Below are 24,840 nucleotides of genomic sequence, written 5' to 3'. Positions count from 1 at the left end.
CCCGGATGGACGCCGTCGGCGTGCCGTGCCGTACGCCCCCTGACGCAATGGGATGACCAGGCTCGACTTCCGGCGGAGGCCCCATGAGCGACGCGCACCGGACCGGACCGGCTTCCGAGCCGGGCCCGGAGGGCGCAACCGCTCCCGGCGGCGACGGGACCGGCAAGCCGTCCGCAGCCGTCCTCGCCCGCCGGATCGCCTCGGCCGTACTCATCGTGCTCACCTGTGTCCTGGTCCCCGTCGCCCTGCTGACGACCTGGGTCCACGACATCGTGCTCGACACCGACCGCTACGTGACCACCGTCGCCCCCCTCGCCACCGAACCAGCCGTCCAGGACGCGGCCGTCGACCGGATCACCGAGGCCGTCGCCGTCCACGGCCTCGGGACGCGGGCGGCCGGCGACATCACCGGCTGGCTGCAGTCGCAGGGCCTGCCGACGGGCGCCGGCGACGCGCTCAAGGGCCTGCTGGGCGCGGAGCTGAACACCGTGGTCGACGACCTCGTCGGCAAGGCGGCCGGAGAGGTGGTGCGCAGCGGCGCCTTCGCCACGGTGTGGGACGACGCCAACCGGGCCGCCCACGGACTCGTCGTGCACGCGCTCACCGGCAAGGGGCACGGCGCGGTCGGCGTCTCCGACGGTGCCGTCACCCTCGACGTGGGCGCGGCGGTCGACCAGCTCAAACAGCGGCTCGTAGACGCCGGACTGACCCCGGCCGAGCACATCCCCACCGTCGACAAGCAGTTCGTGCTCTTCCAGTCCGACGACCTCGCCAAGTTCCGCACGTACGCCCGGCTGCTGGACGCGCTCGGCAACTGGCTGCCGGTCGTCGTCGTCCTCATCGGCGTCGCGGGCGTCCTGCTGGCCAGGGGGCGGCGGCGCGCGCTGGCCCGCACGGCGCTCGGAGCGGCCTTCGCCTGCCTGGTCGTGGCCATCGCCCTGTCCGTCGGGCGCGGCTACTACCTGGACCACCTCCCGCCCGAGGTGCAGTCCAAGGCGGCCGCCGGCGCGATCTTCGACACCCTGGTGCGCTTTTTGCGGGTCAGCCTGCGTACGGCGATCGTCCTGGGCGTCGTCGTCGCACTCGGTGCCTACCTCGTCGGGCCGGGACGGCTGCCCGTGGCCGTACGCGGCAGATCCGAGGACGCGGCGGACGCCACGGCCCGGTGGGCGGCGGCCCACCAGCTCCACACCGGCCGGGCGGGCGAGTGGGCGCAGCGCCACCGCCGGGTCCTCACCCTCGCCGCGCTGCTGATCATCGCCCTGGTCTTCGCCCTGTGGAACCATCCGACGGTGCTGACGGTCCTGCTGCTGGTGCTCATCCTGCTCGCCGTCCTCGCGGTGCTCGCCCTGCTGGCCGCGAGCGGACGCGTCGGCGACGACCGGTACCGGCAAGGCTGACACTCCTACCGGCCCCTACTGGCTCCTACCGGTAGGCAGGCTGATCACGCTGCCCTGCCCCGCGGCGGCGGCAGCGGCTGTTCGGTCCAGATCGTCTTGCCGCCGGGGGAGTACCGGGTACCCCACGCCTGGGCCAGCCGTGCGGTGATGAACAGGCCCCGGCCGCCCTCGTCGACGGTGCGGGCGTGCCGCAGATAGGGCGCCGCGGCCCCGCCGTCGCGGACCTCGCAGGTCAGGCCGCGGTCGTTGATCAGACGGAGTTCCAGCGGCGGCTCCCCGTACCGGATGGCGTTCGTCACCAGTTCGCTGACGATCAGTTCCGTGCTGGCGGCGGTCTCGTCGTCCACGTGCCAGGCGGCGAGTTGCTCGCGCGCCCGGTGCCTGGCCAGGGCCACGGAGGCGGGGGTGGGTTCCAGGTCCCAGGCGGCCACCCGCTCGGCGGGCAGTGCGCGGACCCGCGCCACGATCACCGCGGCGTCGCCCGCCCGCAGACCGGTCGGCAGTGCGTAAACGATCGCGTCGCACAGCTCCCGCAGCGACCGGTCACCCTGGTTCGGCGAGGACTGCAGCGGGTTCGGGCACTCCGCCAGATAGGTGGTGACCAGTGGATCGCTGGTGAAGACCAGGACACTGCCCTCCGGCACCTCGAACTCGACGGACGCGAAGGGCTCGTCCTGGTCCGTGCCCAGCCTCGGTCCGGACGGCGGGTTGTGGGTGCTGACCATGTGGTCGGGGGTGACGACCAGCGCCGCGGACTGGCCCGCTCCCGCCATCTCACAGGTGCCGGTGAGAGGGTCGTGGATCGCGAACACACAGCCGGCGGTCAGGCTCTCACGGCGCAGCGGATCGCCCAGCGGCAGCTCCGCCCGCTCCGCGGCCAGATGTGCCGTCGTGTCGTGCAGCCTGGCGAGCAGTTCGTCGGGCGCCAGGTCGAACGCCGCGAGCGAGCGCACGACCGTGCGCAGCTGTCCCATGGTCGCCGCCGCGTTCACGCCGTGCCCGGACACGCTGCCCACCACGAGCGCGGTACGGGCGCCGGAGAGCGGGATCGAGTCGTACCAGGCCCCGGGGTGAGCGCCGGTGAGCGACAGGTACGCCGTGTCCAGGGAGGCGTGGGACTCCGGCGCCCGGGGCAGCAGCTGACGCTGGATCGTGGCGGCGACGGTGTGTTCGCGGGTGATGCGCCGCGCGTTGTCGATGCACAGGGCGGTGTGCGAGGCGAGCTCCACGGCCAGGTGCCGGTCGTTCTCGTCGAAGGGCGCCGTCTCTCCCGAGCGGTACAGGCTGACCAGGCCGAGGACCGTGTCGCGCAGCGTCAGGGGTGCCGCGAGCAGGCAGTGGGTGTGCGAGGAGCGGATGGCCGCCGCGCGCTGCGGGTCGATTCGGAACCACGGCTCGTCGGCGTGCAGCGGCACCACCCGCGGGCACAGGTCGGCGAGGGCCTGGGTGAACGGTGTGGGTCCGGGCAGCCGCCGTACGTCACCCACCGGGTACGCCTCCGGCGGACTGTTGTCGCGACTGCGGGTGCGGAACGCGGTCCGCAGCAGCGGCGTGTCCGCGGGCAGCGGCGCGAGCGGCGGTTCGTCGCCGCGGATCACGGCGTCCACCACCTCCACGATGGCGACGTCGGCGAACGCGGGCACCAGGGCGTCGACGAGCTCCTGTCCGGTCACCGCCGGATCCAGGGTCCGTCCCACACTGCGGCGGACCGCGTCGAGGACCTCGATGCGGAGCCTGCTGCGCTCGCGGTCGGTGACGTCGACCGCGGTGGCGGCCACCCCCAGCACCGTCCCGGCCGGGTTCCGCAGGCGCAGCGCGGTGACCTCGAAGTGGCGCACCTGCGGTGGGTCGGTGCGCAGGCGTGCCTTCACGACGCGGCCCCGCATCGGGATGCCGGTGTCCCGGACCCGGGCGATGCCGGACTCGAAGCCGTCGTCGCCGATGATGTCGTACACCTCCCGGAACGGACGGCCGACGACCTCGTCCTGGGGCAGGTCCTGCATCGCCTGGGTGGCCGTGTTGACGCGGACGACGCGCAGGTCGGTGTCCAGCAGGTGCAGCCCGACCGGGGACTGGGTGAAGAGCGCCTCCAGCATCGAGGCCTCGCGCTCGTCCAGCCTGCCGTCGCTTCCGCCGTACGTCACCGAGTCCACCTCCCGCACCCACGCGCACCTCCAGCGTGCCCCGCCCCCGGGGCCGACGCATATCCGCCCCTTTCACCTCCACCGGGTGAGGCCGGGCGCCATTCGTCGGCGCAGGATCGCAAAGAGGGCCGGAGAAGGCCGGAGAAGGACGCCTGCGCCACACGTCACCCGCGGGGAGAGCAGCTCATGCGGTACGAGATCCGCATCGATGGTCGTCTGTCGCAGACGCTCGCCGAGGCCTTTCCCGAACTCGATCACGTGGTCGTGTCCGACCAGACCCTGCTGTTCGGCCCGGTCATGGACGAGGCGCACCTGTACGGGCTGCTGGCCAGGTGCCAGTCGCTCGGGCTGCATGTCCTGGAGATGCGCAGGCTGCCGGAGTGAGACGGTCACCCGTCGCGGGTGAGCCGGGCCCGACGGGCGAGGGCGCAGGCTGGGGCACGGAGCGGTCCCTCCCCACCGTGTCGTCGGGGGCCCGTCCCGATCCGTGCCCCGTCCGGCGAGGAGGAGCCATGACCGTACCGCCACGCCCGGGGCCGGGCACCGGGCCGGAACTCGACCCCGACGGCACGGGCTTCGGCAACGACGCGGATCCGCTGGACTTCGTGGCCGCCGTCGGCGCCTCCTGGCACTGGGCCTTCGGCTCCGCGCTGATCACCCTGATCGCCGGGGTGCTGATCCTGGCCTGGCCGGACGAGACCCTGCATGTGCTGGCGGTGGTCATCGGCCTGTATCTGCTGCTGAGCGGGATGTTCCGGTTCGTCGCGGCGTTCGCCGGCCGGGCGCACGGCGAGCGGTTCGCGCGCCTGCTGCCGGCGGTGCTGTTCGTGGTCGCCGGTGTCCTGTGCCTGCGCAACCCGCTCCAGACGGTCGCAGCGCTGTCCCTGATCGTCGGCCTGATCTGGCTCGCGTCCGGCATGCTGACCCTCTACACGGCCATCGCCTTCAAGGGCCTGCCGCACCGGGGTCTCGTCGTCGCCGCCGGCGCGCTCGGCGTGGCCGCGGGCATCGTGGTCCTCGCCCTGCCCACGGAGTCCGCCGTCGTCCTGACCCGGTTGCTCGGCCTGTGGCTCGTACTGCTCGGACTGATGGAACTGGCGGTGGCCTTCGCCCTGCGCTCCGTGACAGTGGCCGGCGGCCGTCCTCGCTGAACGGGTCGTGGCAGCGCGGATGGACCGTGCCGAGGTGTCCCGTTCGGCCGATTCCCGGTGGCGGCGCGGCCCGCCGGACGGTTTGCTGGTGGCGAGGACCGCCCCACAGGAAGCGAGCCGCTCATGCCGAGAACGGGTCCGAGGGACCAGGTGCTGCAGACCCCCAGGGCCGCCGGGCTGGCGGGGATCGTCTTCGCGCTGCTGCTGGCGGCGGCCATCATCCTGATCCGGCTGGGCATCCCGGAGGGCACCGACGAGTTCACCCAGGGGCTCACCGACCCCACGAAACGCAAGGCGGTGCGCACGGCCCTCGCGCTGGTGCCGTTCGCCGGCATCTGCTTCCTGTGGCTCCTCGGCGTGGTCCGGGCCCATGTCGGCGACGCCGAGGACAAGTTCCTCGCCACCGTCTTCCTAGGCAGCGGACTCGTCTTCATCGCCGCGATGTTCGCCGCGGCCGCCGCGGGCGGTGCCGTACTGGCCACCCCGCGCTCCACCGGCGGCGGCACCGCACTGCCCACCTGGGACTTCGGCCGCCACTTCGCCTACACCATGATGATCGAGTACTCGATGCGCATGGCGTCCGTCTTCACCTGCTCCCTGTCGGTGATCGGGCACCGCCTCGGCATCCTGCCCCGCTGGCTCACCGTGCTCGGTTTCCTCACCGCGCTGATCCTGCTCTTCGTCGCACCGGGCGTCGCCTGGGCCGAGCTGGTTTTCCCCGCGTGGACCCTGCTGCTGAGCGCCTACATCTTCGCCGCCAGCGGCCACCGCGGCCCCGCCGCCACGGTCGCACCCTGACCGTCGGTCCGGCGCCCACGCCCCCGCCTCGCATGCCCCGCCTCACCCGATCGGCCGTGCCCGGCGAGCGTGGCACCCGGCGCGGCTTCCATCCTGAAAGACACGGCAGACGGAAAGGCGGAGCGTCGATGAGACTGGTCGTCGATCTCAACAAGTGCCAGGGATACGCGCAGTGCGCGTTCCTCGCGCCGGAAGTGTTCGCCCTGCACGGCGAGGAAGGGCTCATCTACAACCCGCGGGTCAGGGAGGAGCTGCGGGAGAAGGCCGCCCGAGCCGTCGCCGCCTGCCCCGTCCAGGCGATCACCGCCGACGGCCTGGACGTCATGGCCGGCGCGTCCGCCGCGGCGAGCGGGGGGCCGTCGGATGGCCGCTGACTATCTGGACTGGTTCAGGCGCGAGGGTCGCATCGTCGTCGTCGGCGCCTCGCTGGCCGGACTGCGGGCCGCCGAGACGCTGCGCGCGGAGGGCTTCGCCGGTTCGCTCACCATGATCGGCGACGAACCCTACGAGCCGTACGACCGGCCGCCGCTGTCCAAGTCCGTCCTGCTGGGCAAGGCCGACCCGCAGTACACCGAACTCCCGCGGCGCCGCGAGATCGACGCCAAGTGGCGCCTCGGCGTCGCCGCGGCCGGCCTCGACATGACCGCGAAGCGGGTTCGGCTGGCCGACGGCGACGAGGTCGAGTACGACCGTCTGCTGATCGCCACCGGGGTCCGCGCCCGGCCCTGGCCCCGGGAGGCGGAGGCCCAGCTGGACGGCGTCTTCGTACTGCGGACCCGGGACGACGCGGCCGCGCTGTACCGGCGGCTGAAGGCCGGGCCGCGCCGGGTGCTCGTCATCGGCGCCGGGTTCTCCGGCTCGGAGGTCGCCTCCGCCTGCCGGGAGATGGGCCTCCCGGTCACCGTCGCGGAACGCGCCGGCGCACCCCTGGTGGGCGCCCTCGGCGGCGTCATCGGCGCGGTGTCCGCCGAGCTGTACCACGAGAACGGCGTCGATCTGCGCACCGGAATCACGGTCACCGGCCTTGAGGGCGACGCGGTGGGCCGGGTGCGGGCCGCGCACCTGTCCGACTCCAGCGTGGTCGAGGCGGACGTCGTGGTGGTCTCGCTCGGTTCACTGCGCAACACCGAGTGGCTCGCCGGATCCGGGCTCGGCGCGGGCCCCCGCGGCATCGCCTGCGACGCCGGCTGCCGTGCCTTCGACTTCCGCGGCATCGTCACCGACGACGTCTTCGTCGCGGGCGACGTGGCCCGCTCCCCGCACGCGCTGTTCGGCTACCAGTTCCTCTCCCTCGAACACTGGGGCAACGCCGTCGCACAGGCCGAGATCGCCGCGCACAACATGATCAGCCCCAGCAGCGACCGCCGCCCCCACCTGTGGGTGCCCGCCTTCTGGTCGTCGCAGTTCGGGGTGAACATCAAGTCCGTCGGTGTGCCGCCCATGGGCGAGCAGCTCATGATCACCCAGGGTTCCCTGGCGGAACGCCGCTTCGTCGGCGTCTACGGCTACCAGGGCCGTGTCATCGCCGCGGTGACTTTCGACAACTGCCGGTGGCTCGAGTTCTACGAGCGGCAGATCGAGGCCGGCGCGCCGTTCCCGGTGGAGTTCACCACGGTGGACCGGCGTCCCGAGGGGCGCCAGCCGGTCGCCGCCGACTTCCCCGACCCGTCGCTGCCGACCCACGGCCCGACCGTGACCCTCAGCGGCTACTCGCCCACCGACCGGCAACTGGTCTTCACCCCGGGCCGCTGACCGAGCCCGGCCCACTCTCCCCGGCCCTCCACGCCCCTAGGACCCCGCATGACGACGCACGCCTCGCTCCTGCGCCAGATCACCGACTTCGCGAATCGAGCCGACCCGTATCCGCTGTACAAGGAGCTCCGCAAGACCCCGGTGCTGCACGAGGAGGAGGGTCCGTTCGTCATCAGCTCCTACTGGGACATCGAGAACCTGCTCCACGACCCGCGGATCAGCTCCGACGCCAACAACCTCGCCAACCCGACCGCGGAGGAGCTGAGCTCGACCGAGGCGTCGGGGCTGCCACCGGCCTTCATCCGGCTCGACCCGCCGGAGCACGACCGCCTGCGGCGCATCGCCAACAGTTCCTTCGGACCTCCGCACCAGCCCACCCGAATCGACTCCATGCGGGACGAACTCCACTACATCACCAAGGAACTGATCGACGGTCTCGGGGACGCGCGGCAGATCGACCTGGTCGACCAGGTCGCCTACCCCCTCCCGGTGACGGTGATCTGCCGCCTGCTCGGCGTGCCCCGGGAGGACGAACCCCGCTTCCGTTCCTTCGTGGACCCGATCGTGGCCGGGCTCGACCCCGACACCCGTACGAGTGAACAGTCCATGCGCACCGCGCAGGAGGCCCGGCTCCAGCTCGGCATGTACCTGAACGGGCTGGTGGAGGAGCGGGTCCGGGAACCGCGCGACGACATGCTGTCCGACCTGGTGAACAGCCGTGGCCCGGACGGCGCGATGACCACGATGGAAGTGCTCAGCACCTCGGTGCTGCTGCTCATCGCGGGCCATGAGACGACCGTCAACCTGATCACCAACGGCATGCTGACGCTGCTGCGCTACCCGGAGCACCTCGAACGGCTGCGCGACGACCCGACCCGGTCCGTGAAGATCGTCGAGGAACTGCTGCGCTACGAGCCGCCGGTACAGCTCCTGCCGCAGCGCACCTGCATCACGGACATCGAGGTACGCGGCGTCACCATCCCCAAGGGCGCCCGGATCTGGCTCGCCCTGGCCGCGGGCAACCGGGACCCGGAGCGCTTCAAGGACCCCGACCGCTTCGACCCGGACCGCGAGGACCTGGCCCACCTCGGCTTCGGCAGCGGTGTGCACAGCTGCTTCGGCGCACCGGTGGCCCGCCTGGAGGCCCAGATCGCGCTCGCCGAACTCGCCCGCCGCCTGGTGAACCCCCGGCTGGTCGAGGACCCGCCGCCATATCGCCAGAACGCCGTGCTGCGCGGCCCGCGCCACCTGAACATCGCCTTCGACGACGTACGTCCCTAGGACCTGCCGGAGTCCTGTTCCGTCGAAGAGTCCGTCGAAGAGTCCTTCGGAGAGTCCTGCGCGGACTCCCCTCCGGTCCCCTTGTGCCGCCGGTGGGACATCTGCTCGCGGGTGGTCCGCCACCGCGAGCGGGCCTGTTCGACGACGCTGTCCCACTGGCGGCGGACCTCGCTCTCCGAGGGCCGGTGCCCCTGGCCGATACGGACGAGTTCGTCGCGCACCTCCCGGCCGAGCGCGGCCGACAAGACGAGGGCGAACATGGCGCCGAAGAGACCCGAGATCATTGCGAAGACGCCGCCGACCGAGCCGTACCGCGCGGCGTACGAGTTGAACAGACGCGGCAGATAGACGCTCGCGCCCACCGAGTACAGCCCCGTCAGAGCGGCCCCGGTCACCGCGAACGGCAGCACGTCCGCGCGGCCGAGCCGACCGGCCGACAGGAGCCGGCCGCTCCACAGCAGGAAGACGGCCGTCACCGGCACGTCCAGGAGTACGGCGGTCAGGCCCAGCCGGCCCTGCCCCAGCGCCGAGTGGAGCCATCCGCTGACGGTCAGATAACCGCCGAGCGAGAGGATCCACCACAGACCACCCCGCGTGTTGCGCACACTGAGCGGCTTGAGTTCCCAGGTCTGCTCGAACAGCCGCTGTGTCGTCCGCGCGAAACTCAGCGCCGAGACGATCAGGAACAGGACACCGAACACGCCCACGCTCGTGCTGGTGCCGTCCGCGGGGGTGAAGAGCGCCCTGACCGAGTCGGCGCCCTCCCCGGTGAGGCCGTAGCGCCGGATGATGCGGGCGGCCACGTCCTCGTCGCGCAGGAACGTGCCGAGCACGGCACCGATCACGATCGAGAGCGGGATCATCGCCGTCAGCGCACTGGACGCCAGGGCCATCGAGCGATCGAAGCCCACGATCTTCTGGAACCGGTTGACGACGCGCAACGCGAAGGCGGGGCGCAGCCAGAACGTCAACGTCCTGAGGAGGCGTTCGCGATTGATCCTGGCCGTCCTGTCCTCCGGGAAGCGCGGGACCTGTGGGGCGGCGCCAGCCTAACGGGCGATCCCGCCCATACCGGGCGGACGCGCGGACGAACCCGTGACGGGTCCGCTGTCAGTGCCTCCTGGCAGGCTGAACGGCATGGATGAGCGTGAGTTCATGCGCGGCAGGGTGTACGGGGCCGATCACGAGGACGCGGGTCCCCGGCCGGACCGCAGCTATGTCCAGCTGGTCGGGGGGCCGCTGGACGGGCTGCTCCTCGACATCACCGGACGGACCACCCGGCCGCCGGGGGAGCCGGTGGCGCTCGGCACGGAACTGGGCCGCTACGGCCCGGGCGGCCGCTCCCTCTACGCGCCCCGGCCGGGCGGCGCGGACCGCTACGACTGGTACGGCGACGCGCCCTGACCGGCCAGGACTGCTTCCCCGCCACGGCCGTGTCCATGCTCAGCTGTCAATGTGATGTTTCCCGTCTTCAGCGAGCCACCGGCCCGCCCCTAACGTGGCCGCGTGGCACGGCGGGAGGATGGCCGGGACCATGGTGTTCGTCGCCGGCAGGCTGAAGGGATCCAGAATGTTCCGCAAGGTGCTGGTCGCCAACCGTGGCGAGATCGCGATCCGCGCGTTCCGCGCGGGTTATGAGCTCGGTGCGCGGACCGTGGCTGTCTTTCCGCACGAGGACCGCAATTCGCTGCACCGGATGAAGGCCGACGAGGCCTACGAGATCGGTGAGCCCGGGCACCCTGTGCGGGCGTACCTCTCCGTCGAGGAGATCGTCGCCGCGGCGCGCCGGGCGGGAGCGGACGCGGTCTACCCGGGGTACGGCTTCCTCTCCGAGAACCCGGAACTGGCCCGTGCCTGCGAGGAGGCGGGCATCACCTTCGTCGGGCCGAGCGCCCAGACCCTGGAACTGACCGGCAACAAGGCCCGCGCGGTGGCCGCCGCCCGCGCGGCCGGGGTCCCGGTGCTCGGTTCCTGCGCCCCCTCCGACGACGTGGACGAACTGGTACGCGCCGCCGACGACATCGGTTTCCCGGTCTTCGTCAAGGCGGTCGCCGGCGGCGGTGGCCGAGGCATGCGCCGCGTCGAGGATCCCGCCCAGCTCCGCGAGTCCATCGAGGCCGCCTCCCGCGAGGCCGCCTCCGCCTTCGGCGACCCGACCGTCTTCCTGGAGAAGGCGGTCGTGGAACCCCGCCACATCGAGGTGCAGATCCTCGCCGACGGCGAGGGCAACGTCATTCACCTGTTCGAGCGCGACTGTTCGGTGCAGCGCCGTCACCAGAAGGTCATCGAGCTCGCCCCCGCACCCAACCTCGACCCGGAACTGCGCGACCGGATCTGCGCCGACGCGGTACGGTTCGCCCGCGAGATCGGCTACCGCAACGCGGGCACCGTGGAGTTCCTGCTCGACCGGGCCGGCAACCACGTCTTCATCGAGATGAACCCGCGCATCCAGGTCGAGCACACGGTGACCGAGGAGGTCACCGACGTCGACCTGGTGCAGGCCCAGCTGCGGATCGCGTCCGGCGAGACCCTCGCCGACCTCGGACTGTCGCAGGACACCGTGCGGCTGCGCGGAGCGGCCCTCCAGTGCCGTATCACCACCGAGGACCCGGCCAACGGCTTCCGCCCGGACACCGGCCGGATCAGCGCCTACCGCTCGCCCGGCGGTTCCGGCATCCGGCTCGACGGCGGCACCACGCACGCGGGTACGGAGATCAGCGCGCACTTCGACTCCATGCTCGTGAAGCTCACCTGCCGCGGCCGGGACTTCAAGACCGCTGTCGGCCGGGCCCGGCGCGCGGTGGCCGAGTTCCGGATCCGCGGCGTCGCCACCAACATCCCGTTCCTGCAAGCCGTCCTGGATGACCCCGACTTCCAGGCCGGACGGGTCACCACCTCGTTCATCGAGCAGCGGCCGCACCTGCTCACCGCGCGCACCTCCGCAGACCGCGGTACCAAGCTGCTCACCTACCTCGCCGACGTCACGGTGAACAAGCCGCACGGCGAACGCCCCGAACTGCTCGACCCGCTCAGCAAGCTGCCCGTGCTGCCCGCCGGGGAGCCGCCCGCGGGCTCCCGGCAGCGACTGGTCGACCTGGGCCCGGACGGCTTCGCGCGCCGGCTGCGCGAGTCCCCCACCATCGGCGTCACGGACACCACCTTCCGCGACGCCCACCAGTCCCTGCTCGCCACCCGGGTGCGGACCAAGGACCTGCTCGCCGTGGCCCCCGTGGTCGCCCGGACCCTGCCCGAGCTGCTCTCCCTGGAGTGCTGGGGCGGCGCCACCTACGACGTCGCCCTGCGCTTCCTGGCAGAGGACCCCTGGGAGCGGCTGGCCGCGCTGCGCGAGGCGGTCCCCAACATCTGTCTCCAGATGCTGCTGCGCGGCCGCAACACCGTCGGCTACACCCCCTACCCGACCGAGGTGACCGACACCTTCGTCCAGGAGGCCGCGGCCACCGGCATCGACATCTTCCGCATCTTCGACGCCCTCAACGACGTCGGCCAGATGCGGCCCGCGATCGACGCCGTACGCGAGACCGGTACCGCGATCGCCGAGGTCGCGCTCTGCTACACCTCCGACCTGTCCGACCCCGGCGAACGCCTCTACACCCTCGACTACTACCTGCGGCTGGCCGAACAGATCGTCGACGCGGGCGCCCACGTCCTGGCGATCAAGGACATGGCCGGTCTGCTGCGCGCCCCGGCCGCGGCGAAGCTCGTGTCGGCGCTGCGCCGCGAGTTCGACCTGCCGGTGCACCTGCACACCCACGACACCGCGGGCGGCCAGCTCGCAACCTACCTCGCCGCGATCCAGGCGGGCGCGGACGCGGTGGACGGCGCGGTGGCCTCGATGGCGGGTACGACCTCGCAGCCGTCGCTGTCGGCGCTGGTGGCCGCGACCGACCACTCCGAGCGACCCACCGGGCTCGACCTCCAGGCCGTCGGCGACCTGGAGCCGTACTGGGAGAGCGTCCGACGCGTCTACGCCCCCTTCGAGGCGGGTCTCGCCTCCCCGACCGGACGCGTCTACCACCACGAGATCCCCGGTGGCCAGCTCTCCAACCTGCGCACCCAGGCCGTGGCCCTCGGCCTCGGCGACCGCTTCGAGGACATCGAGGCCATGTACGCCGCCGCCGACCGGATCCTCGGCCACCTGGTCAAGGTCACGCCGTCCTCCAAGGTGGTGGGCGACCTCGCCCTGCACCTGGTGGGCGCCGGGGTGCCTCCGGAGGCCTTCGAGGCGACGCCCGACCGGTACGACATCCCGGACTCGGTGATCGGCTTCCTGCGCGGCGAGCTGGGCACCCCGCCCGGCGGCTGGCCCGAGCCGTTCCGCACCAAGGCACTCCAGGGCCGCGCCGACGCCAAGCCGGTCCAGGAACTGGCCGACGAGGACCGCGAGGGACTGGAGAAGTCCCCGCGCTCCACCCTCAACCGGCTGCTGTTCCCCGGCCCGACACGCGAGTTCGACACCCACCGCCAGGCCTTCGGCGACACCAGCGTCCTGGACAGCAAGGACTTCTTCTACGGTCTGAGCCCCGCCACGGAGTACGCCGTCGACCTGGAGCCGGGTGTACGGCTGCTGATCGAGCTCCAGGCCGTCGGCGAGGCCGACGAACGTGGCATGCGCACCGTGATGGCCACCCTCAACGGCCAGCTGAGGCCCATCCAGGTCCGCGACCGGGCGGCCGCCTCCGACGTACCGGTCACGGAGAAGGCCGACCGCGCCAACCCCGGCCATGTGGCAGCGCCCTTCGCCGGTGTGGTGACCCTCGCGGTCGCCGAGGGCGACGACGTACAGGCGGGCGCAACGATCGCCACCATCGAGGCGATGAAGATGGAGGCCACGATCACCGCGCCCAAGGCGGGCACGGTGTCCCGGCTGGCCATCAACCGCATCCAGCAGGTGGAGGGCGGCGACCTGCTCGTCGAGATCGGCTGACCCTCGTATCGGAGGCGGCCGTACGGAGGCGGCGTACCGGAGGCGGGCCGGACCGCGGTGGCGGTCCGGCCCGCCTTCGTTCACTCCTTCGGTATAGTCAACGACGCACATAGATGCATAGTTGAATATGCAGATTGGCGGGAGGGGATCGTCCGATGCCGGTCGACGGGTATCTGCGCTATGTGGCCCTGGGGGACAGCCAGACCGAGGGCGTCGGCGACGGCGACGACGTGAGCGGTCTGCGCGGCTGGGCAGACCGGCTGGCCGAGCGGCTCGCCATGGACAACCCGGACCTGCGCTACGCCAACCTCGCCGTGCGCGGCCGGCAGGCCGGGCAGATACGGGCGGAACAGCTGGCCCCCGCCATCGCGCTGCGGCCCGACCTCGCCACCGTGGTCGCCGGAATGAACGACGTGCTGCGCCCCCGCTTCGACGCCGACGAGGTCGTCGGCCACCTGGACGCGATGTTCGCGGCGCTGACCGCACAGGGCGCCAGGGTTGCGACATGCACCTTCCCGGATCTCGCCCGCATCACCCCGCTGGCCCGCCCGATCGCCCCCCGGCTGCTGGCGCTCAACGCCGGCATCTGGGAGGCGGCCCGGCGCCATGGCGTCGCGGTGGCCGACGCCACCCGGTATCCGGTGGTCAACGACCCCCGGCTGTGGAGCTCCGACCGGCTGCACGCCAACTCCCTCGGACACGCGCGCATCGCGGCCGCGGTCGCCCACGCCCTCGGGCTGCCGGGCGACGACGAGTGGACCCGGCCGCTGCCCGGCGCCCCCGCAGCGTCCCGGCTGCGGGCCGCGGAAGCCGAACTGCGCTGGGCCGGCTCCTTCCTCGGGCCCTGGCTCGTCCGCCGCGTCCGCGGCCGGTCGTCCGGCGACGGCCGCAGCGCCAAGCGCCCCACACCGCTTCCGGTGGGCACGGCCGCCGGAAAGCCCTTCTGAGCCCTGTTAGGTTGACGCCATGGCTCTGCGCAACGCGGTGATGGCCGCGCTACTGGGAGGAGAGGCGTCCGGATACGACCTCGCGAAGGGATTCGAGGCCTCCGTCGCCAACTTCTGGATGGCCACCGCGCAGCAGATCTACCGTGAGCTGGAGCGGATGGAGAGCGAGGGCCTGGTCTCGGCCCGCCTGGTGCAGCAGGAACGCAGGCCCAACAAGCGGCTGTTCTCCCTCACCGAGACGGGCCGCGCCGCCGTTCGCGCCTACACCGCCGAATCCTCCAGCAAACCCATGGCCATCCGGGACGAGCTGATGGTCAAGGTCCAGTGCGTCGACCTCGGCGACCTGGCGGCCGTACGGGCCGGGATCACCGAACGGGTCGAGCGGTCCGCCGCCAAACTGGCCCGCTTCGAGCGCATGCGGGACCGACTGCTGGCCGGCCGGACCGAGGAGGAGTACCTCGCCACGGCCGAACGCGTCGGCCCGTACCTCACGCTGCTCGGCGGACTGACCCTGGAACGGGCCAACATCACCTGGGGCCGGACGGCCCTGGCCACCCTGGACCGGCGCGCCACGAGGTGACAGGACGTTCAGGGAGCCCGCCAGATGTTGTCGAAGGCGTCCTCCTCGATCTGCTTGCGCTGCCGCACCGCGCCCAGTTCCGCCACCGCGTCGTGGACCGCGTTGAGTACGGTCGCGACCGCGCCCTCACCGATGTCCGCGAGGTCCTCCGCGGCCGCCTCGTCACCGAGGCCCGCGGCGGCCCCGAGCACCGTGAGCACCGGCTCGCCCGAGGTCCAGCGCTCGGTCGCCCGGCGGTGCTCCGGCGAATCGTGCCGTACCGTCGGGCCGGAGCGCAGCGGCAGCCAGCCGCGCCGCCGCCCGGCCACCTCGCCGTCCGCCTCCAGCGCGGCGACATAGACCCCGGCCAGCCCGCGGCCGCGCCGCCACAGCCAGTCCTCGACCGACTCGTACGGCGCCTGCCGCACCAGCACGGACTGCGCCTCGTCCAGCAGACGGTCGCCCAGCGCGCGCTCCGCGCCGGGCACGATGGCCTCCTCTTCGAGCGTGAGCGCATGCGCGCCGACGAGGTCGATCAGTTCCGCTCCCGCGAGGGCCAGCGAGAGATCGCCCTGCTCGACCTGACGGTCGGGGGCGACATCGAGGGCGACGGTCAGCAGGTCCCGCGGTGTGGTCATGTCGGACTCCAAGTCAGGGGCGACCTCTTTGCCCCAAGTGTTCGGGTGACCGCATAATCCCCTCTGAACAGCAGAAGGAGGCACATGGCGCGCGCGGGACTGACCGTGGATCGGCTCACCCTGGCAGGGGCGGAACTGGCCGACGAGGCGGGGTTCGACCAGGTGACGGTCGCCGCGCTCGCCAAGCGGTTCGACGTCAGGGCCGCGAGCCTCTACTCGCACCTGAAGAATTCCCGGGAGCTCAAGACCAGGATCGCCCTGCTCGCTCTCGAGGAACTCGCCGACCGGGCCGCCGCGGCACTGGCCGGCCGGGCCGGCAAGGACGCCCTGGCCGCCTTCGCGAACGTCTACCGCGACTACGCGCGCGAGCACCCCGGCCGCTACGCCGCCGCCCGGCTCAGGCTGGACCCGCGGACGGCGGCCGAGAGCGCCGGACCGCGGCACGCCCAGCTCACCCGCGCCGTCCTGCGCGGCTACGACCTGCCCGAGCCTGACCAGACCCACGCGGTCCGGCTCCTGGGCAGCGTCTTCCACGGCTATGTCAGCCTGGAGGCGGACGGGGGCTTCAGCCACAGTGCCCCGGACTCGCAGGAGACATGGACACGCATCGTGGACGCCCTCGACGCCCTGCTGCGCAACTGGCCCGCCCCCTGAGGCCCCGTCGGCTCAGGACGGCCGCGCCGCCGACACGGCGGTGACGGTGACCTTGTCGTCGCACTCGGCGAACCGACCGTCCTCCAGCGCGACCTGATGGGCACCGGCACCCGGCAGGGCGACCACCAGCGTCGGATACACGACCGGTTCTGCGCCGGACGCGCAGTAGCCGTCGCCCTCGCCCTGCACCTGGACGAACGTCAGCTTCACCCATGCCTGCCCACCCGGCGCCAAGGTCACCGGCGTTCCGGTGCCCTTGGGCGTCACCGCCAGCGGACTGCTGTGCTCCGGCGAACCATTGCCCGCCCCGGCCACCGACGGGTGCCCGTTCAGCACACATGCCTTGCCGGAAACGTTGGTGAACCCGACGACCGCCGCGCCCGTCCCGGTACCGTCCGGCCGCTCGTCAGCCTGCCGCGCCGAAGCCTCAAGGGCGTCAGCCGCACACGTCTTCGGCGCGTCGACCGGGGCACCCGAGGCGGGGGAGGAGGCCGCGGGGGACGACACCGCCGGGGAGGACGCCGCCGAGGCGACCGGCGCCCGCGAGGGAGCTCCGGCCGCTGCCCCGCCGTCGTCGCCCGGCTGACACGCGGTCAACGCCAACGCGGCGACGACCACGGCCGTCGCAGCCACCACCGTACGGACGTTCCCTCGGCCCTGCGCTCGATACTGCATGACGCCCCCCGAAACCGGATCCACGCACCGGCGCGGTCGCCGACGCTCGCTGCTGATGACAACCGGCCCGGGACGCCGGGTTTCCAGTGTTGACCGCCTGTGACAAGTCGGTTACAGGAACCGAGCCGCACCCGCCGCTGCGGCGGCGCCGCCCTGGCAGGGTGCGCACTGGTTCGGGGCAACCGGGTCCGGTCCGCCGTGGCGACAGGCGAGCCTTGTGTACGGCAGACCGGCCGGCCACGGAAGTCCGCAATGAGCCCGTGGCGTTGTGAGGGCCGGACCGTCGTCCTCGAGACCCGCGAGGCGCCCCCAACCTGTCCTGCCGGCGATCGACGCCGCCGAAGCGGTCCCAGTCTCGCCGAGGCACACTACGAGCGTGTGTGTGGCCGGTCGAGCTCGGCCGCGAAGAAACTCGCCGCGGCCTTCAGGACTCCGTTGACCCGCTTCAGTTAGGCATTCTCCTGGCAGGGCTATGGCCCGGGCCTTTCCTCACCGCGCGGGCTATCGGCAGGTTCCGCCCTGGCTGCCGCGGCATCGCCTGCTTCCCTGCACCGCTCAACGGCGGCCCCAGCGGCCCCGACAACGAAAAGACCCGACTGCCGGCCATCGCCATGCTCGGCCAGGTCTGGGAGTGGATCGGGCTTGAGTACTACCGTGACGGCGTGTTCGCCCTCAACCTCGGGACCGAAATACTCGAAGAGCGGCTCAAGGCACTCGGCAGCCGAAGCGGCCGAACGCACCCAGTGGTAAGCCCGAGCCCTACACAAGGAGCATGCTTCCCAGTGACCGTCATTGTTGACCTGCCCGATCACGTACGCGCACGCTGCGCCGAGCTCGGCGCCGGTGTCCTGTACGCGGTCAAGACCCTGGCCCGACAACTGGCCGACGATCCACGCCTGGGCGAACGCGCCGGCAGACTCGGCCTGTACACGGCGACGATCGACAGCGACACCTTCGATGCCTGCCCACCCCTGATCGTGCGCTACGCCTACGGTCCGCCCCTGCTGGACGTGGACCGGATCGAGATCCGAGATATCGAGGCGACCGGGCCACTCCCCGACGCCGGCGACGAGCAGGCCCCCGCGACCGCGCCGGATCCGCGCATGCAGCAGATCACCACGCGACAGGTGACCGAGGCGTGGCGGCGGATCACCAGGTGGCTTGAGAAGCACGCGCCTGCTAGCCGTGCGGCGCTGCTGCCCGGCGCTTCCACGTACGAGATTGTCGAGCTGGAGCAGGCACTTGGGGTACGCGTACCCGTGGAGCTGCGGGCGTTATGGCTGCTGTGCGCGGGAGGCGAGGACACCCCGGGGGCGGGTGTGCTGCCCGACTACGGCTGGGCGGTGATGCCGCTGGGCACAGTGGCCACGTCCTACCGGTGGCACAGCGGCAACCAGCGCGAGACAGGAGTGAGGTGGGGCGATGAAGACGCGGTGGTATGGAAGCCGTCATGGATTCCGTTCTGCTCATGGTCGGTGACCGACACCAGCATGGGCCTGTTTGTCGACGCCGAGACAGGCAAGGTCGGGCACTGGGACGACACGAGCGTGCGCACGGTCGGGGGCCAGACACTGAGCATGCTGCTGGAGGAGACGGCCGACAAGCTGGAGAATCCGCAGCTGGCCACCGGCATCCTGCCGGGGCTGATCGGCGGCAGACTGGTGTGGGGTCCGCCGCTCGCTGCGGATGAGGCTGCCCTGTGGGAGCCGTTCACCGGCTGATGTACGGGAACGCCGAAGGCGGGCGGACAGGTGATGATCTGTCCGCCCGCCTTGCTTTGCCCTGTCCGAGGGCTGGGCGGTGCTAGACCTTACGCCAGATGCAGGTCGTCGCCGTCCCCGAGCAGTGGTTGAAGCCGGGGGTGTTGACGAAGAGCCCGTCATCGTCCAGCAGCCGCCACACGCTGGGCTGGAGCTTGCTGAACGCGCCCTGGTTCTGCGCGGAATCGATCGCCGCCCGTCCGCAGCGCTCGGTGCCGGTGGGACCGTTGGTCGCGGTGCGGGTGTCGGCGAACAGACCGTACGACGTCGATCCGTCACCGGTGCCGTTGAATGCCCAGTCCGTGTACAGCTGGGCGCACTTGCTGCCGTCGGCGACCTGGTTGACGCCGCCGGGGAATCCGCCGCTCTCGTGGGTGGAGGCGGGGGCGTACTCGTCGCAGTCGGTGCTGCCCACGATCGGGTCGGCGGGGTGTTTGGTCCAAGTGGACGGGCACACCACCTTGCGGCTGTCGCCTGACGACCAGGCCGTGCCGGTGGACGGGTTCTTCACCGTGGTGTCCGGGCCGAGGTAGTGGAGCAGGCTGTCCCACTTCTTCGATCCGGCGTGGTCGGGCATGCGTTCCTGCATGACCCAGTAGTAGGCGCCGGCTGCCGGGTAGAGGTTGGTGTCGACGGTGAACGTCGGCTTGAAGAACGGGAACACGCAGCCCGGTGTGACCGCTCCACGGGTGATGTCGTCGCAGCGAGGTGCCAGTTCGCGGACCGCGCTGGTGCCGCTGCTGCCGAAGTCAGCCGTGGCACGGACGGAGTCGCTGACGTCGACGCTCGCGGTGATTGACCAGTCCAGGTCGATCTTTTCCTTACCCGTGCCGGTCCATCGGGTCACGACTGTGCCCCACCGGCCTGAGTAGTCGCTGGTCGGTTCGAACGTCCAGTGTGCACCCGCGGTCGGGTTGGCGCCGGAGTCGGTCCACTGGATCGGTGCGACGTCACACGACGAGCATGACGAGGTGATGTTCCACTTCATCGTGACGCCTTGGAGTACGGGGTCGATGTAGGTGGGAATGATGACCAACTGCTGGTCGAACTCAGCGAAGTCGCTGCCGCTCTCCGACTTGTTGCGGTACGTCTTCATGCGCTGCTCGAACAGGAATTTGCCGCGACCAATGGCCGGTTTCTGCGGGTCTGAGTCGAAGAACCACAGCTCGCCCTCGCCCAGGTCCTTCAGGCAGGCTTCGGTACGGTTCATGTAGTCCAGGCCGTCGGCGGCGTTGGTGCACCAGTCGACCAAGTCCACCGCGTCATTGCCGCCCGGAGTCGGGGACCCCGTCAACGCCTCGGCAGAGGCATCAGTGAAAGTCTGCGTCGTCTCCCTGGTCTTGCCGGGTTTGGGTGCCTCGGACCGCTTCGCCTTGTCCTTGTTGCTCTTGCTGAGCGTGAAGCAAACCCGCCGGTCCTGCTTGTCCGGCTTGGAACAGTCATCCTCGGCGAACTCCGACAGGGTCGGCTCGGACGTCGCGAACTGCGGGGCGGCGGCAGCGGTGGCGGACCCGTCCGGATCCGTGCGGGTGAATTCCACCGTTGTCTGCGCCACCGGGTCGATCCCCGACGTCGACTGCGCCCCCGGGAACGTCGCGTACGGCTCGATGGTGAACTTGGTCCATGGCGACCAGGTCGTCTCGTACAGGCTGCCGTCGTAGGCGTTGGTGTGGAACATGTACTGCGTGCGGGGCTTGAGGACCCCGTAGCCGACCTTGACGCTGGCGAGCGACCCCGACGCCACATACGGCGACACCAGGACACCGTAGGGGTTGGCGCCGGTCAGCTTGACCTTGGTGCCCGCGGTGCCGTCCGCCTTGACGGTCCACACCTCGAACGTCAGCGTCGACTTGTCACCGTCAGCGTCAGTCACCGTGTTGCGCAGCACGGCCTCCGGGGCGATCACTCGCCACTGGGTGCCCGACTTGGTGAACCTCGGCCCGGCCGACGGGGCCGTACCCGACACCGGACGCGCCCCAGCCATGGTCGACATTTGTACTTCCGGGCCGTGGACCTTTGGCGGCGCGGCAAGCGGACCGGGCTCGGCAGCCGAAGCGGGTGACGCCCCGGCCAGAACAGCGAGGACGGCGCCGGCTGTCATGCAGCGCAGCGCCGTCGTTAAGTGTGTGCGTATCAACTGTCCCCCTTGAATAGTACAAATGTTCGACGCGAGAACATCACCGCGCGGTAGGTGAAGGTTGTACCCTCTGTGTCGATCACGTTCGACGGGAGTCGAGCGGCCAACTCCCTTACGCCCCGGCCGCATTGACGGCATGCAAACACAACCGGCTCTTGGGGCGCATCGGATTCGCACCCCAACCTGGTCACTTCCGGCCAGGGGGTGCCGGGGAGAAGTGCGAGGACATCGCACGTGCTGGACAGAGAGTGACCGGTCCGACCGGGCATTCCGGTCGGACCTCGATCCGCTGCCACCGCCAGCAGCGACTCTCACCAGCCGGTGGATCCGTATGAGCATCTGCAGGCGGACCCACCGGCTTCGCATTTACGGCTCAATTCGAACACCCGCGCGCCCACTGCGGGTGTGCTGGTTTGCTGACCTGCGTCGACCGACTCAACTGCCGCTCGGGGGAAGGCCGTTCAGCCCCTTGTAGGGAACTGGCAGGCCGGTGATGCGTCGAGCAGGACGCGGTCATCCAGGGAGTGCTTCAGTTTCACCGTCACCTGCTGCAACTTCGCCTGCTTGGTGGTGCAGTTGCCACTGTCTTTACGGTCTTCGACGGAGACCGGCAGTACGTTCATCCAGCACCGTCTGCACCTTCGTGAAGTCCCTCGGACTCGGATCGTCGAAACGGCTTCGACGTCGGCCGCATCCATCTCCCGCACGTGCACAGCAACTCGAGGGGGGTCCACAATCAGGGCCGGGATCAACAGCGTGGACACGACGGGCCACGGCGTACGCCGACATCGTTCCCCAGACGTACTTGGATGCCATGACGGTGGAAGGTGATGCCAGCCAACGGCGGCGGTGGGTTTCTCAACCCGGACGAGGTCCACGCCCTGTACGTCTCGCCGGATCTGATCGGCGAGGGCATCGGCCGGAGACTGCGGGAGGAGCCTCACGCACAGATGCGGATTCAGGGCTTCGAAGCGTCGGCCTTACGGGTTCTCTCTGACAATCAGCGAGGCCGGTCCTTCTGCGAGCGATATGGCTATCAAGCCGACGGTGCTACTCAGGACGACCCCTACGACGAGATCACGCTCACTGAACTTCGCTACCAGCGCGTGCTCTGAGTTCAGCGGCACACCTCAAGAAGTGGGCCTGCAGTCCACATCGATAGCGCACCGCACGCCATGGTCCTCGACACCTACCGCATCTCCCACCTGTGGGCTGATTGGCTCCAGCAAAAGCCGTTCAGCGCCGGAACCGGCTGCCCCGGGGAGGCGTCTCTGCCGCCGCAAGTGGACAGCACCGTCGGCACCGACCATCTGGGGGAGCATCCGCGATGACCTGGAGAACCTGGAGAACCTGGAGAGCACTGATCGCGTGTCTGGCCGTACTCATCGGCCTGACCGCCGCCGGAACGTCACCCGCCTTCGCCGGCATCGATGCGCGGGATCCCGACATTGACCAGCACTGTGGCGTGAACACCATCGGGAGCGGTACGACGACCATCGCCGTACCCGTGAACCGGCTCAGCCTGAATTTCCTGGCCGTCGGGCACGACCCCGCCGGATCCAAGATCACCGTCGTCTACACCATCCCCGGCACCAGCAAATACGGCACCCTCTTCGGCCAGTACGACCCCGCCAGGGGAAACGCCGCTTTCAACTACACGATCGACAACCCGCCCGCGGACTCGACGCTGAGTATCAGCTTCGAGATCGCCTGGCCCGACGGCACCTACTACAGCAACACGGTGACGCACCCCCTGCTCCACTGCACCCGGGACAACGCGGGCGAGGTCGACAAAAGGTGGTGGCAGGACCCCGCCCACACCACCGTCTTCCAGCAGTGCACCACCGTAGGCAAATGGCCGTTCCTCGTCCGTGCGGTGGACGTGACCGTGCACCTCTCGCACGATGGGACCGGCTACGCGGGACTGCCGGTCTGGACCGACTACTGGATCCCCGGCAAGAAGGGCTACACCACGGGAGCGTCCGGCACCGCCGATTCCACCGGTGACGCCTGGCAGACATTCAGGCTGGTCGCCCCGCCCACCGGCGCCGAACTCGACATCCTGTCGACCTTCAGGGACCCCGCCCCCTGGACCTACTCCGTGCACACCTGGGTTCCGATCGCCTGCTAACGGACGGAGCCGCTGGGGCGCGTTGATCGACGCCGATGCTGCCGACCGGCACACCGCCACGGCGGCCGGACAGAACTGATCCGAGGGACACACCGCAGACCCCGCGCCGCCTGGGGGTCTGCGGTGGGCGATGCAGTTGCCTCAACGTCCCGGCCTCGTAGTGCCCCGTACGGCCCGAGAGAATGCCGGCTAAGGGTTGTCCCGTAAATGATCTTCGGTGAGGTAGGAGTGCGGGCCCTCGTCGCCCAGGCGGTTCGCTCAGCCTGTGATCGCGAGGTTGTGCAGGCGGGCGATGCCGAGCATGGCGTGGTGGACGCCGTCCCCCTTGAGGCGGCAGTCACGCAGAATCTTCCAGCCCTTCATGCGGGCGAAGGCGTGTTCGACGCGGGCGCGAACTTGCTTGTGGGAGCGGTTGTGTTCCTGCTTCCAATCTGGGAGTTCGACCTGTCCTTTCGCGCGGCGGTGCGGCATGACCAGACCGGTGCCCGGATGGCCGCCGTCCGCGATGGTCATGGTCTTGCCGACGGCGTCCTTCGCGCCGGATTCCGCCCAGGCCTGGCAGTCGTTGCGGTTGCCGGGCAGCGGCCGGCCAAGCGCCACGACCAGGCGGGTGTCGGCGTCGATGACCACCTGATGGTTGGTGGAGTAGCGGTAGTTCTTCGATTGTTCGGCGACCGAGTGATCGCGCGTAGGCACCAAGGTGCCGTCCACGATCAGCACGGTGCCCTTCGCGAACCGCTGCCTGGGCTGGAGCGCGATCTTGGGCCCGAGATGGTGGATGATCCGGTCGGCGGCAGACTTCGAGACACCGAAGAGCGGAGCGAGTTGACGTAGCGTCAAGTTTGTGCGCCAGTAGGTCACGACCAGCAGTACCCGGTTTTCCGGCGGCAGACTCCAGGGCCGCCCGCGCCGCGGCTCGTCCGGTACCTTGCGCCGCACCAGGGTCACCAACTTGCCGAAGCGTCGCGGGCTCAGCCCGGTGAACGGCGTTATCCAGGACGGCTCCGACGCCGTGATCACACCAGCCACAGCAAGATCATTCCACTGTGGCTGAACCCTCCAACCGATCAGGATGGACCCCGGACGCGAAGGCGAGGATGTCTCGCACCGCTTCACGCAGACTGGGGAAGTGACGATGCACGCCATCGACTGCCGTAGGGGCGTTTACGCCCCACACCGGCATCCCGGCACGCAGTCCGGACTGCACCCCGGATGGGGCATCCTCGACAACCAGGCAGTCCTCCGGCCTGGCACCGAGTTGTGCGGCCGCCTGCAGATACGGCACCGGCGACGGCTTGCCGTCCGTCACAGCGGCCGCATCTACGACAACCTTCGGGACCGGCAAGCCTGTCCGTGCGAAACGTCCGCGCACCCGGTGCTCGTAGTTCGAGGTCACGAGCGCCCATGCCTCGGGCTCCAAGGCGTTCAGCAGTTCAGAGGCACCCGGGAAGGCCGCATATGAACCGGTGCGAACGTCCTCGTCCTCCAGCTCGTGCAGAGCGGCCAGGCACTCCCTGGCGTCCTGATCCGGAGCAACCTGCGCGAACGTCTCCATCGGCCTCGTCCGCAGCGCCACTCGGTAGACCTCATCAGGATCGAGTCCGTACCGCTCCGCCCACGTGCGCCAGACCACGCGCTGATTGTCCACGGCGTCGATCAACGTGCCATCGACATCAAACAGGACATACCTCATCGCACCGGGACGGCCGGGTTCACTGATCACGCCCCGATCATGCCATCAGGTCCTGAGCAGGCAGTTTGTGGGACAAGCCTTAAAGGGTGTTGCACAAGGCTCTGAGCTGGGCATCTCTGAGGTATGGCCGCGGTGTTACGTGCTGAACGGGTGTGGGTGGAGACGTTCACGGGGC

At 70.4% G+C, this 24,840-nt stretch carries 23 protein-coding genes; 15 read left to right on the top strand and 8 right to left on the bottom strand.

Going from position 1 to position 24,840, the window contains the following annotated elements:
- Window positions 1–83 precede the first annotated feature (83 nt).
- Window positions 84–1,400 (top strand): hypothetical protein, encoded by a 1,317-nt coding sequence (locus ACIPK3_RS32010; protein ID WP_402575383.1) that lies wholly within the window; start codon window positions 84–86, stop codon window positions 1,398–1,400.
- 44 nt (window positions 1,401–1,444) lie between these two features.
- Here ACIPK3_RS32010 and ACIPK3_RS32005 read toward each other — a convergent pair whose 3' ends face one another.
- A complete protein-coding gene (locus tag ACIPK3_RS32005; RefSeq protein ID WP_402575381.1) occupies window positions 1,445–3,562 on the bottom strand; it encodes a SpoIIE family protein phosphatase in 2,118 nt (705 codons plus the stop codon).
- A 168-nt stretch (window positions 3,563–3,730) separates the two neighbouring features.
- On the opposite strand from ACIPK3_RS32005, the gene ACIPK3_RS32000 reads away from it, so the two are divergent.
- From ACIPK3_RS32000 to ACIPK3_RS31975, 6 genes are all read left to right on the top strand, one after another.
- Window positions 3,731–3,928: a hypothetical protein gene (locus tag ACIPK3_RS32000; RefSeq protein ID WP_402575380.1), complete on the top strand. Its 198-nt coding sequence runs from the start codon at window positions 3,731–3,733 to the stop codon at window positions 3,926–3,928.
- 128 nt (window positions 3,929–4,056) lie between these two features.
- Window positions 4,057–4,695, top strand: coding sequence for an HdeD family acid-resistance protein (locus ACIPK3_RS31995; RefSeq protein ID WP_402575378.1), 639 nt, complete (start codon window positions 4,057–4,059; stop codon window positions 4,693–4,695).
- A 123-nt stretch (window positions 4,696–4,818) separates the two neighbouring features.
- A complete protein-coding gene (locus ACIPK3_RS31990; RefSeq protein ID WP_402575376.1) occupies window positions 4,819–5,493 on the top strand; it encodes a hypothetical protein in 675 nt (224 codons plus the stop codon).
- A 128-nt stretch (window positions 5,494–5,621) separates the two neighbouring features.
- Window positions 5,622–5,867 carry a ferredoxin gene (locus ACIPK3_RS31985; RefSeq protein ID WP_402575374.1) on the top strand — a complete coding sequence of 82 codons (246 nt, stop codon included), beginning with the start codon at window positions 5,622–5,624 and terminating at the stop codon, window positions 5,865–5,867.
- Window positions 5,857–7,245, top strand: a complete 1,389-nt coding sequence (locus ACIPK3_RS31980; protein WP_402575372.1) for an NAD(P)/FAD-dependent oxidoreductase — start codon at window positions 5,857–5,859, stop codon at window positions 7,243–7,245. Before ACIPK3_RS31985 ends, ACIPK3_RS31980 begins: the two co-directional genes overlap by 11 nt.
- A gap of 48 nt (window positions 7,246–7,293) precedes the next feature.
- A complete protein-coding gene (locus ACIPK3_RS31975) occupies window positions 7,294–8,526 on the top strand; it encodes a cytochrome P450 (RefSeq protein ID WP_402575370.1) in 1,233 nt (410 codons plus the stop codon).
- Here ACIPK3_RS31975 and ACIPK3_RS31970 read toward each other — a convergent pair.
- Window positions 8,523–9,497 (bottom strand): YhjD/YihY/BrkB family envelope integrity protein, encoded by a 975-nt coding sequence (locus ACIPK3_RS31970; RefSeq protein WP_402575368.1) that lies wholly within the window; start codon window positions 9,495–9,497, stop codon window positions 8,523–8,525. The two genes, ACIPK3_RS31975 and ACIPK3_RS31970, sit on opposite strands and share 4 nt — an antisense overlap.
- 166 nt (window positions 9,498–9,663) lie before the next feature.
- Here ACIPK3_RS31970 and ACIPK3_RS31965 point away from each other — a divergent pair, with 166 nt between their 5' ends.
- From ACIPK3_RS31965 to ACIPK3_RS31950, 4 genes are all read left to right on the top strand, one after another.
- Window positions 9,664–9,930 carry a hypothetical protein gene (locus tag ACIPK3_RS31965; protein WP_402575366.1) on the top strand — a complete coding sequence of 89 codons (267 nt, stop codon included), beginning with the start codon at window positions 9,664–9,666 and terminating at the stop codon, window positions 9,928–9,930.
- A gap of 166 nt (window positions 9,931–10,096) precedes the next feature.
- Window positions 10,097–13,471 carry a pyruvate carboxylase gene (locus ACIPK3_RS31960; RefSeq protein WP_402575459.1) on the top strand — a complete coding sequence of 1,125 codons (3,375 nt, stop codon included), beginning with the start codon at window positions 10,097–10,099 and terminating at the stop codon, window positions 13,469–13,471.
- 155 nt (window positions 13,472–13,626) lie between these two features.
- Entirely contained in the window at window positions 13,627–14,418 is a 792-nt protein-coding gene (locus ACIPK3_RS31955; protein ID WP_402575364.1) for an SGNH/GDSL hydrolase family protein, read from the top strand.
- A 19-nt stretch (window positions 14,419–14,437) separates the two neighbouring features.
- On the top strand, window positions 14,438–14,998 hold the full coding sequence (locus ACIPK3_RS31950) for a PadR family transcriptional regulator (RefSeq protein ID WP_402575362.1): 561 nt from the start codon (window positions 14,438–14,440) through the stop codon (window positions 14,996–14,998).
- Window positions 14,999–15,006: 8 nt separating this feature from the next.
- Here the strand turns inward: ACIPK3_RS31950 and ACIPK3_RS31945 are convergent, their stop codons facing one another.
- Window positions 15,007–15,615: a GPP34 family phosphoprotein gene (locus tag ACIPK3_RS31945; protein ID WP_402575360.1), complete on the bottom strand. Its 609-nt coding sequence runs from the start codon at window positions 15,613–15,615 to the stop codon at window positions 15,007–15,009.
- Between the two features lie 84 nt (window positions 15,616–15,699).
- Here ACIPK3_RS31945 and ACIPK3_RS31940 point away from each other — a divergent pair, with 84 nt between their 5' ends.
- Window positions 15,700–16,269: a TetR/AcrR family transcriptional regulator gene (locus ACIPK3_RS31940; protein ID WP_402575358.1), complete on the top strand. Its 570-nt coding sequence runs from the start codon at window positions 15,700–15,702 to the stop codon at window positions 16,267–16,269.
- Window positions 16,270–16,281: 12 nt separating this feature from the next.
- Here the strand turns inward: ACIPK3_RS31940 and ACIPK3_RS31935 are convergent, their stop codons facing one another.
- Window positions 16,282–16,944 (bottom strand): DUF4232 domain-containing protein, encoded by a 663-nt coding sequence (locus ACIPK3_RS31935; protein ID WP_402575356.1) that lies wholly within the window; start codon window positions 16,942–16,944, stop codon window positions 16,282–16,284.
- A gap of 380 nt (window positions 16,945–17,324) precedes the next feature.
- Here ACIPK3_RS31935 and ACIPK3_RS31930 point away from each other — a divergent pair, with 380 nt between their 5' ends.
- Window positions 17,325–18,665: an SMI1/KNR4 family protein gene (locus ACIPK3_RS31930; RefSeq protein WP_402575354.1), complete on the top strand. Its 1,341-nt coding sequence runs from the start codon at window positions 17,325–17,327 to the stop codon at window positions 18,663–18,665.
- A gap of 82 nt (window positions 18,666–18,747) precedes the next feature.
- On the opposite strand, the gene ACIPK3_RS31925 is transcribed toward ACIPK3_RS31930, so the two are convergent.
- Both ACIPK3_RS31925 and ACIPK3_RS31920 read right to left on the bottom strand, forming a co-directional pair.
- Window positions 18,748–20,688, bottom strand: coding sequence for a hypothetical protein (locus ACIPK3_RS31925; protein WP_402575352.1), 1,941 nt, complete (start codon window positions 20,686–20,688; stop codon window positions 18,748–18,750).
- A 614-nt stretch (window positions 20,689–21,302) separates the two neighbouring features.
- Complete coding sequence (locus tag ACIPK3_RS31920; RefSeq protein WP_402575350.1) at window positions 21,303–21,464, bottom strand: hypothetical protein; 162 nt, start codon at window positions 21,462–21,464, stop codon at window positions 21,303–21,305.
- Between the two features lie 207 nt (window positions 21,465–21,671).
- On the opposite strand from ACIPK3_RS31920, the gene ACIPK3_RS31915 reads away from it, so the two are divergent.
- Window positions 21,672–21,956 (top strand): GNAT family N-acetyltransferase, encoded by a 285-nt coding sequence (locus tag ACIPK3_RS31915; RefSeq protein WP_402575348.1) that lies wholly within the window; start codon window positions 21,672–21,674, stop codon window positions 21,954–21,956.
- Between the two features lie 212 nt (window positions 21,957–22,168).
- A complete protein-coding gene (locus ACIPK3_RS31910) occupies window positions 22,169–22,972 on the top strand; it encodes a hypothetical protein (protein WP_402575346.1) in 804 nt (267 codons plus the stop codon).
- A 258-nt stretch (window positions 22,973–23,230) separates the two neighbouring features.
- Here the strand turns inward: ACIPK3_RS31910 and ACIPK3_RS31905 are convergent, their stop codons facing one another.
- Both ACIPK3_RS31905 and ACIPK3_RS31900 read right to left on the bottom strand, forming a co-directional pair.
- Window positions 23,231–24,001 carry a transposase gene (locus ACIPK3_RS31905; protein ID WP_402575344.1) on the bottom strand — a complete coding sequence of 257 codons (771 nt, stop codon included), beginning with the start codon at window positions 23,999–24,001 and terminating at the stop codon, window positions 23,231–23,233.
- A gap of 7 nt (window positions 24,002–24,008) precedes the next feature.
- Window positions 24,009–24,695: an HAD family hydrolase gene (locus ACIPK3_RS31900; protein ID WP_402575342.1), complete on the bottom strand. Its 687-nt coding sequence runs from the start codon at window positions 24,693–24,695 to the stop codon at window positions 24,009–24,011.
- Between the last annotated feature and the right edge of the window lie 145 nt (window positions 24,696–24,840).

Origin of the sequence: Streptomyces sp. NPDC086787 (assembly GCF_044745865.1) — a bacterium.
Classification (GTDB): domain Bacteria; phylum Actinomycetota; class Actinomycetes; order Streptomycetales; family Streptomycetaceae; genus Streptomyces.
This window is presented reverse-complemented; position numbering and strand designations above follow the sequence as displayed.

Bases quoted from the DNA above. Each gene is read 5' to 3' on its own strand.
- ACIPK3_RS32010 (WP_402575383.1), top strand. From the start codon at position 84: ATGAGCGACGCGCACCGGACCGGACCGGCTTCCGAGCCGGGCCCGGAG.
- ACIPK3_RS32000 (WP_402575380.1), top strand. From the start codon at position 3,731: ATGCGGTACGAGATCCGCATCGATGGTCGTCTGTCGCAGACGCTCGCC.
- ACIPK3_RS31995 (WP_402575378.1), top strand. From the start codon at position 4,057: ATGACCGTACCGCCACGCCCGGGGCCGGGCACCGGGCCGGAACTCGAC.
- ACIPK3_RS31990 (WP_402575376.1), top strand. From the start codon at position 4,819: ATGCCGAGAACGGGTCCGAGGGACCAGGTGCTGCAGACCCCCAGGGCC.
- ACIPK3_RS31985 (WP_402575374.1), top strand. From the start codon at position 5,622: ATGAGACTGGTCGTCGATCTCAACAAGTGCCAGGGATACGCGCAGTGC.
- ACIPK3_RS31980 (WP_402575372.1), top strand. From the start codon at position 5,857: ATGGCCGCTGACTATCTGGACTGGTTCAGGCGCGAGGGTCGCATCGTC.
- ACIPK3_RS31975 (WP_402575370.1), top strand. From the start codon at position 7,294: ATGACGACGCACGCCTCGCTCCTGCGCCAGATCACCGACTTCGCGAAT.
- ACIPK3_RS31965 (WP_402575366.1), top strand. From the start codon at position 9,664: ATGGATGAGCGTGAGTTCATGCGCGGCAGGGTGTACGGGGCCGATCAC.
- ACIPK3_RS31960 (WP_402575459.1), top strand. From the start codon at position 10,097: ATGTTCCGCAAGGTGCTGGTCGCCAACCGTGGCGAGATCGCGATCCGC.
- ACIPK3_RS31955 (WP_402575364.1), top strand. From the start codon at position 13,627: ATGCCGGTCGACGGGTATCTGCGCTATGTGGCCCTGGGGGACAGCCAG.
- ACIPK3_RS31950 (WP_402575362.1), top strand. From the start codon at position 14,438: ATGGCTCTGCGCAACGCGGTGATGGCCGCGCTACTGGGAGGAGAGGCG.
- ACIPK3_RS31945 (WP_402575360.1), bottom strand. From the start codon at position 15,615: ATGACCACACCGCGGGACCTGCTGACCGTCGCCCTCGATGTCGCCCCC.
- ACIPK3_RS31940 (WP_402575358.1), top strand. From the start codon at position 15,700: ATGGCGCGCGCGGGACTGACCGTGGATCGGCTCACCCTGGCAGGGGCG.
- ACIPK3_RS31935 (WP_402575356.1), bottom strand. From the start codon at position 16,944: ATGCAGTATCGAGCGCAGGGCCGAGGGAACGTCCGTACGGTGGTGGCT.
- ACIPK3_RS31925 (WP_402575352.1), bottom strand. From the start codon at position 20,688: ATGGCTGGGGCGCGTCCGGTGTCGGGTACGGCCCCGTCGGCCGGGCCG.
- ACIPK3_RS31920 (WP_402575350.1), bottom strand. From the start codon at position 21,464: ATGAACGTACTGCCGGTCTCCGTCGAAGACCGTAAAGACAGTGGCAAC.
- ACIPK3_RS31915 (WP_402575348.1), top strand. From the start codon at position 21,672: ATGCCAGCCAACGGCGGCGGTGGGTTTCTCAACCCGGACGAGGTCCAC.
- ACIPK3_RS31910 (WP_402575346.1), top strand. From the start codon at position 22,169: ATGACCTGGAGAACCTGGAGAACCTGGAGAGCACTGATCGCGTGTCTG.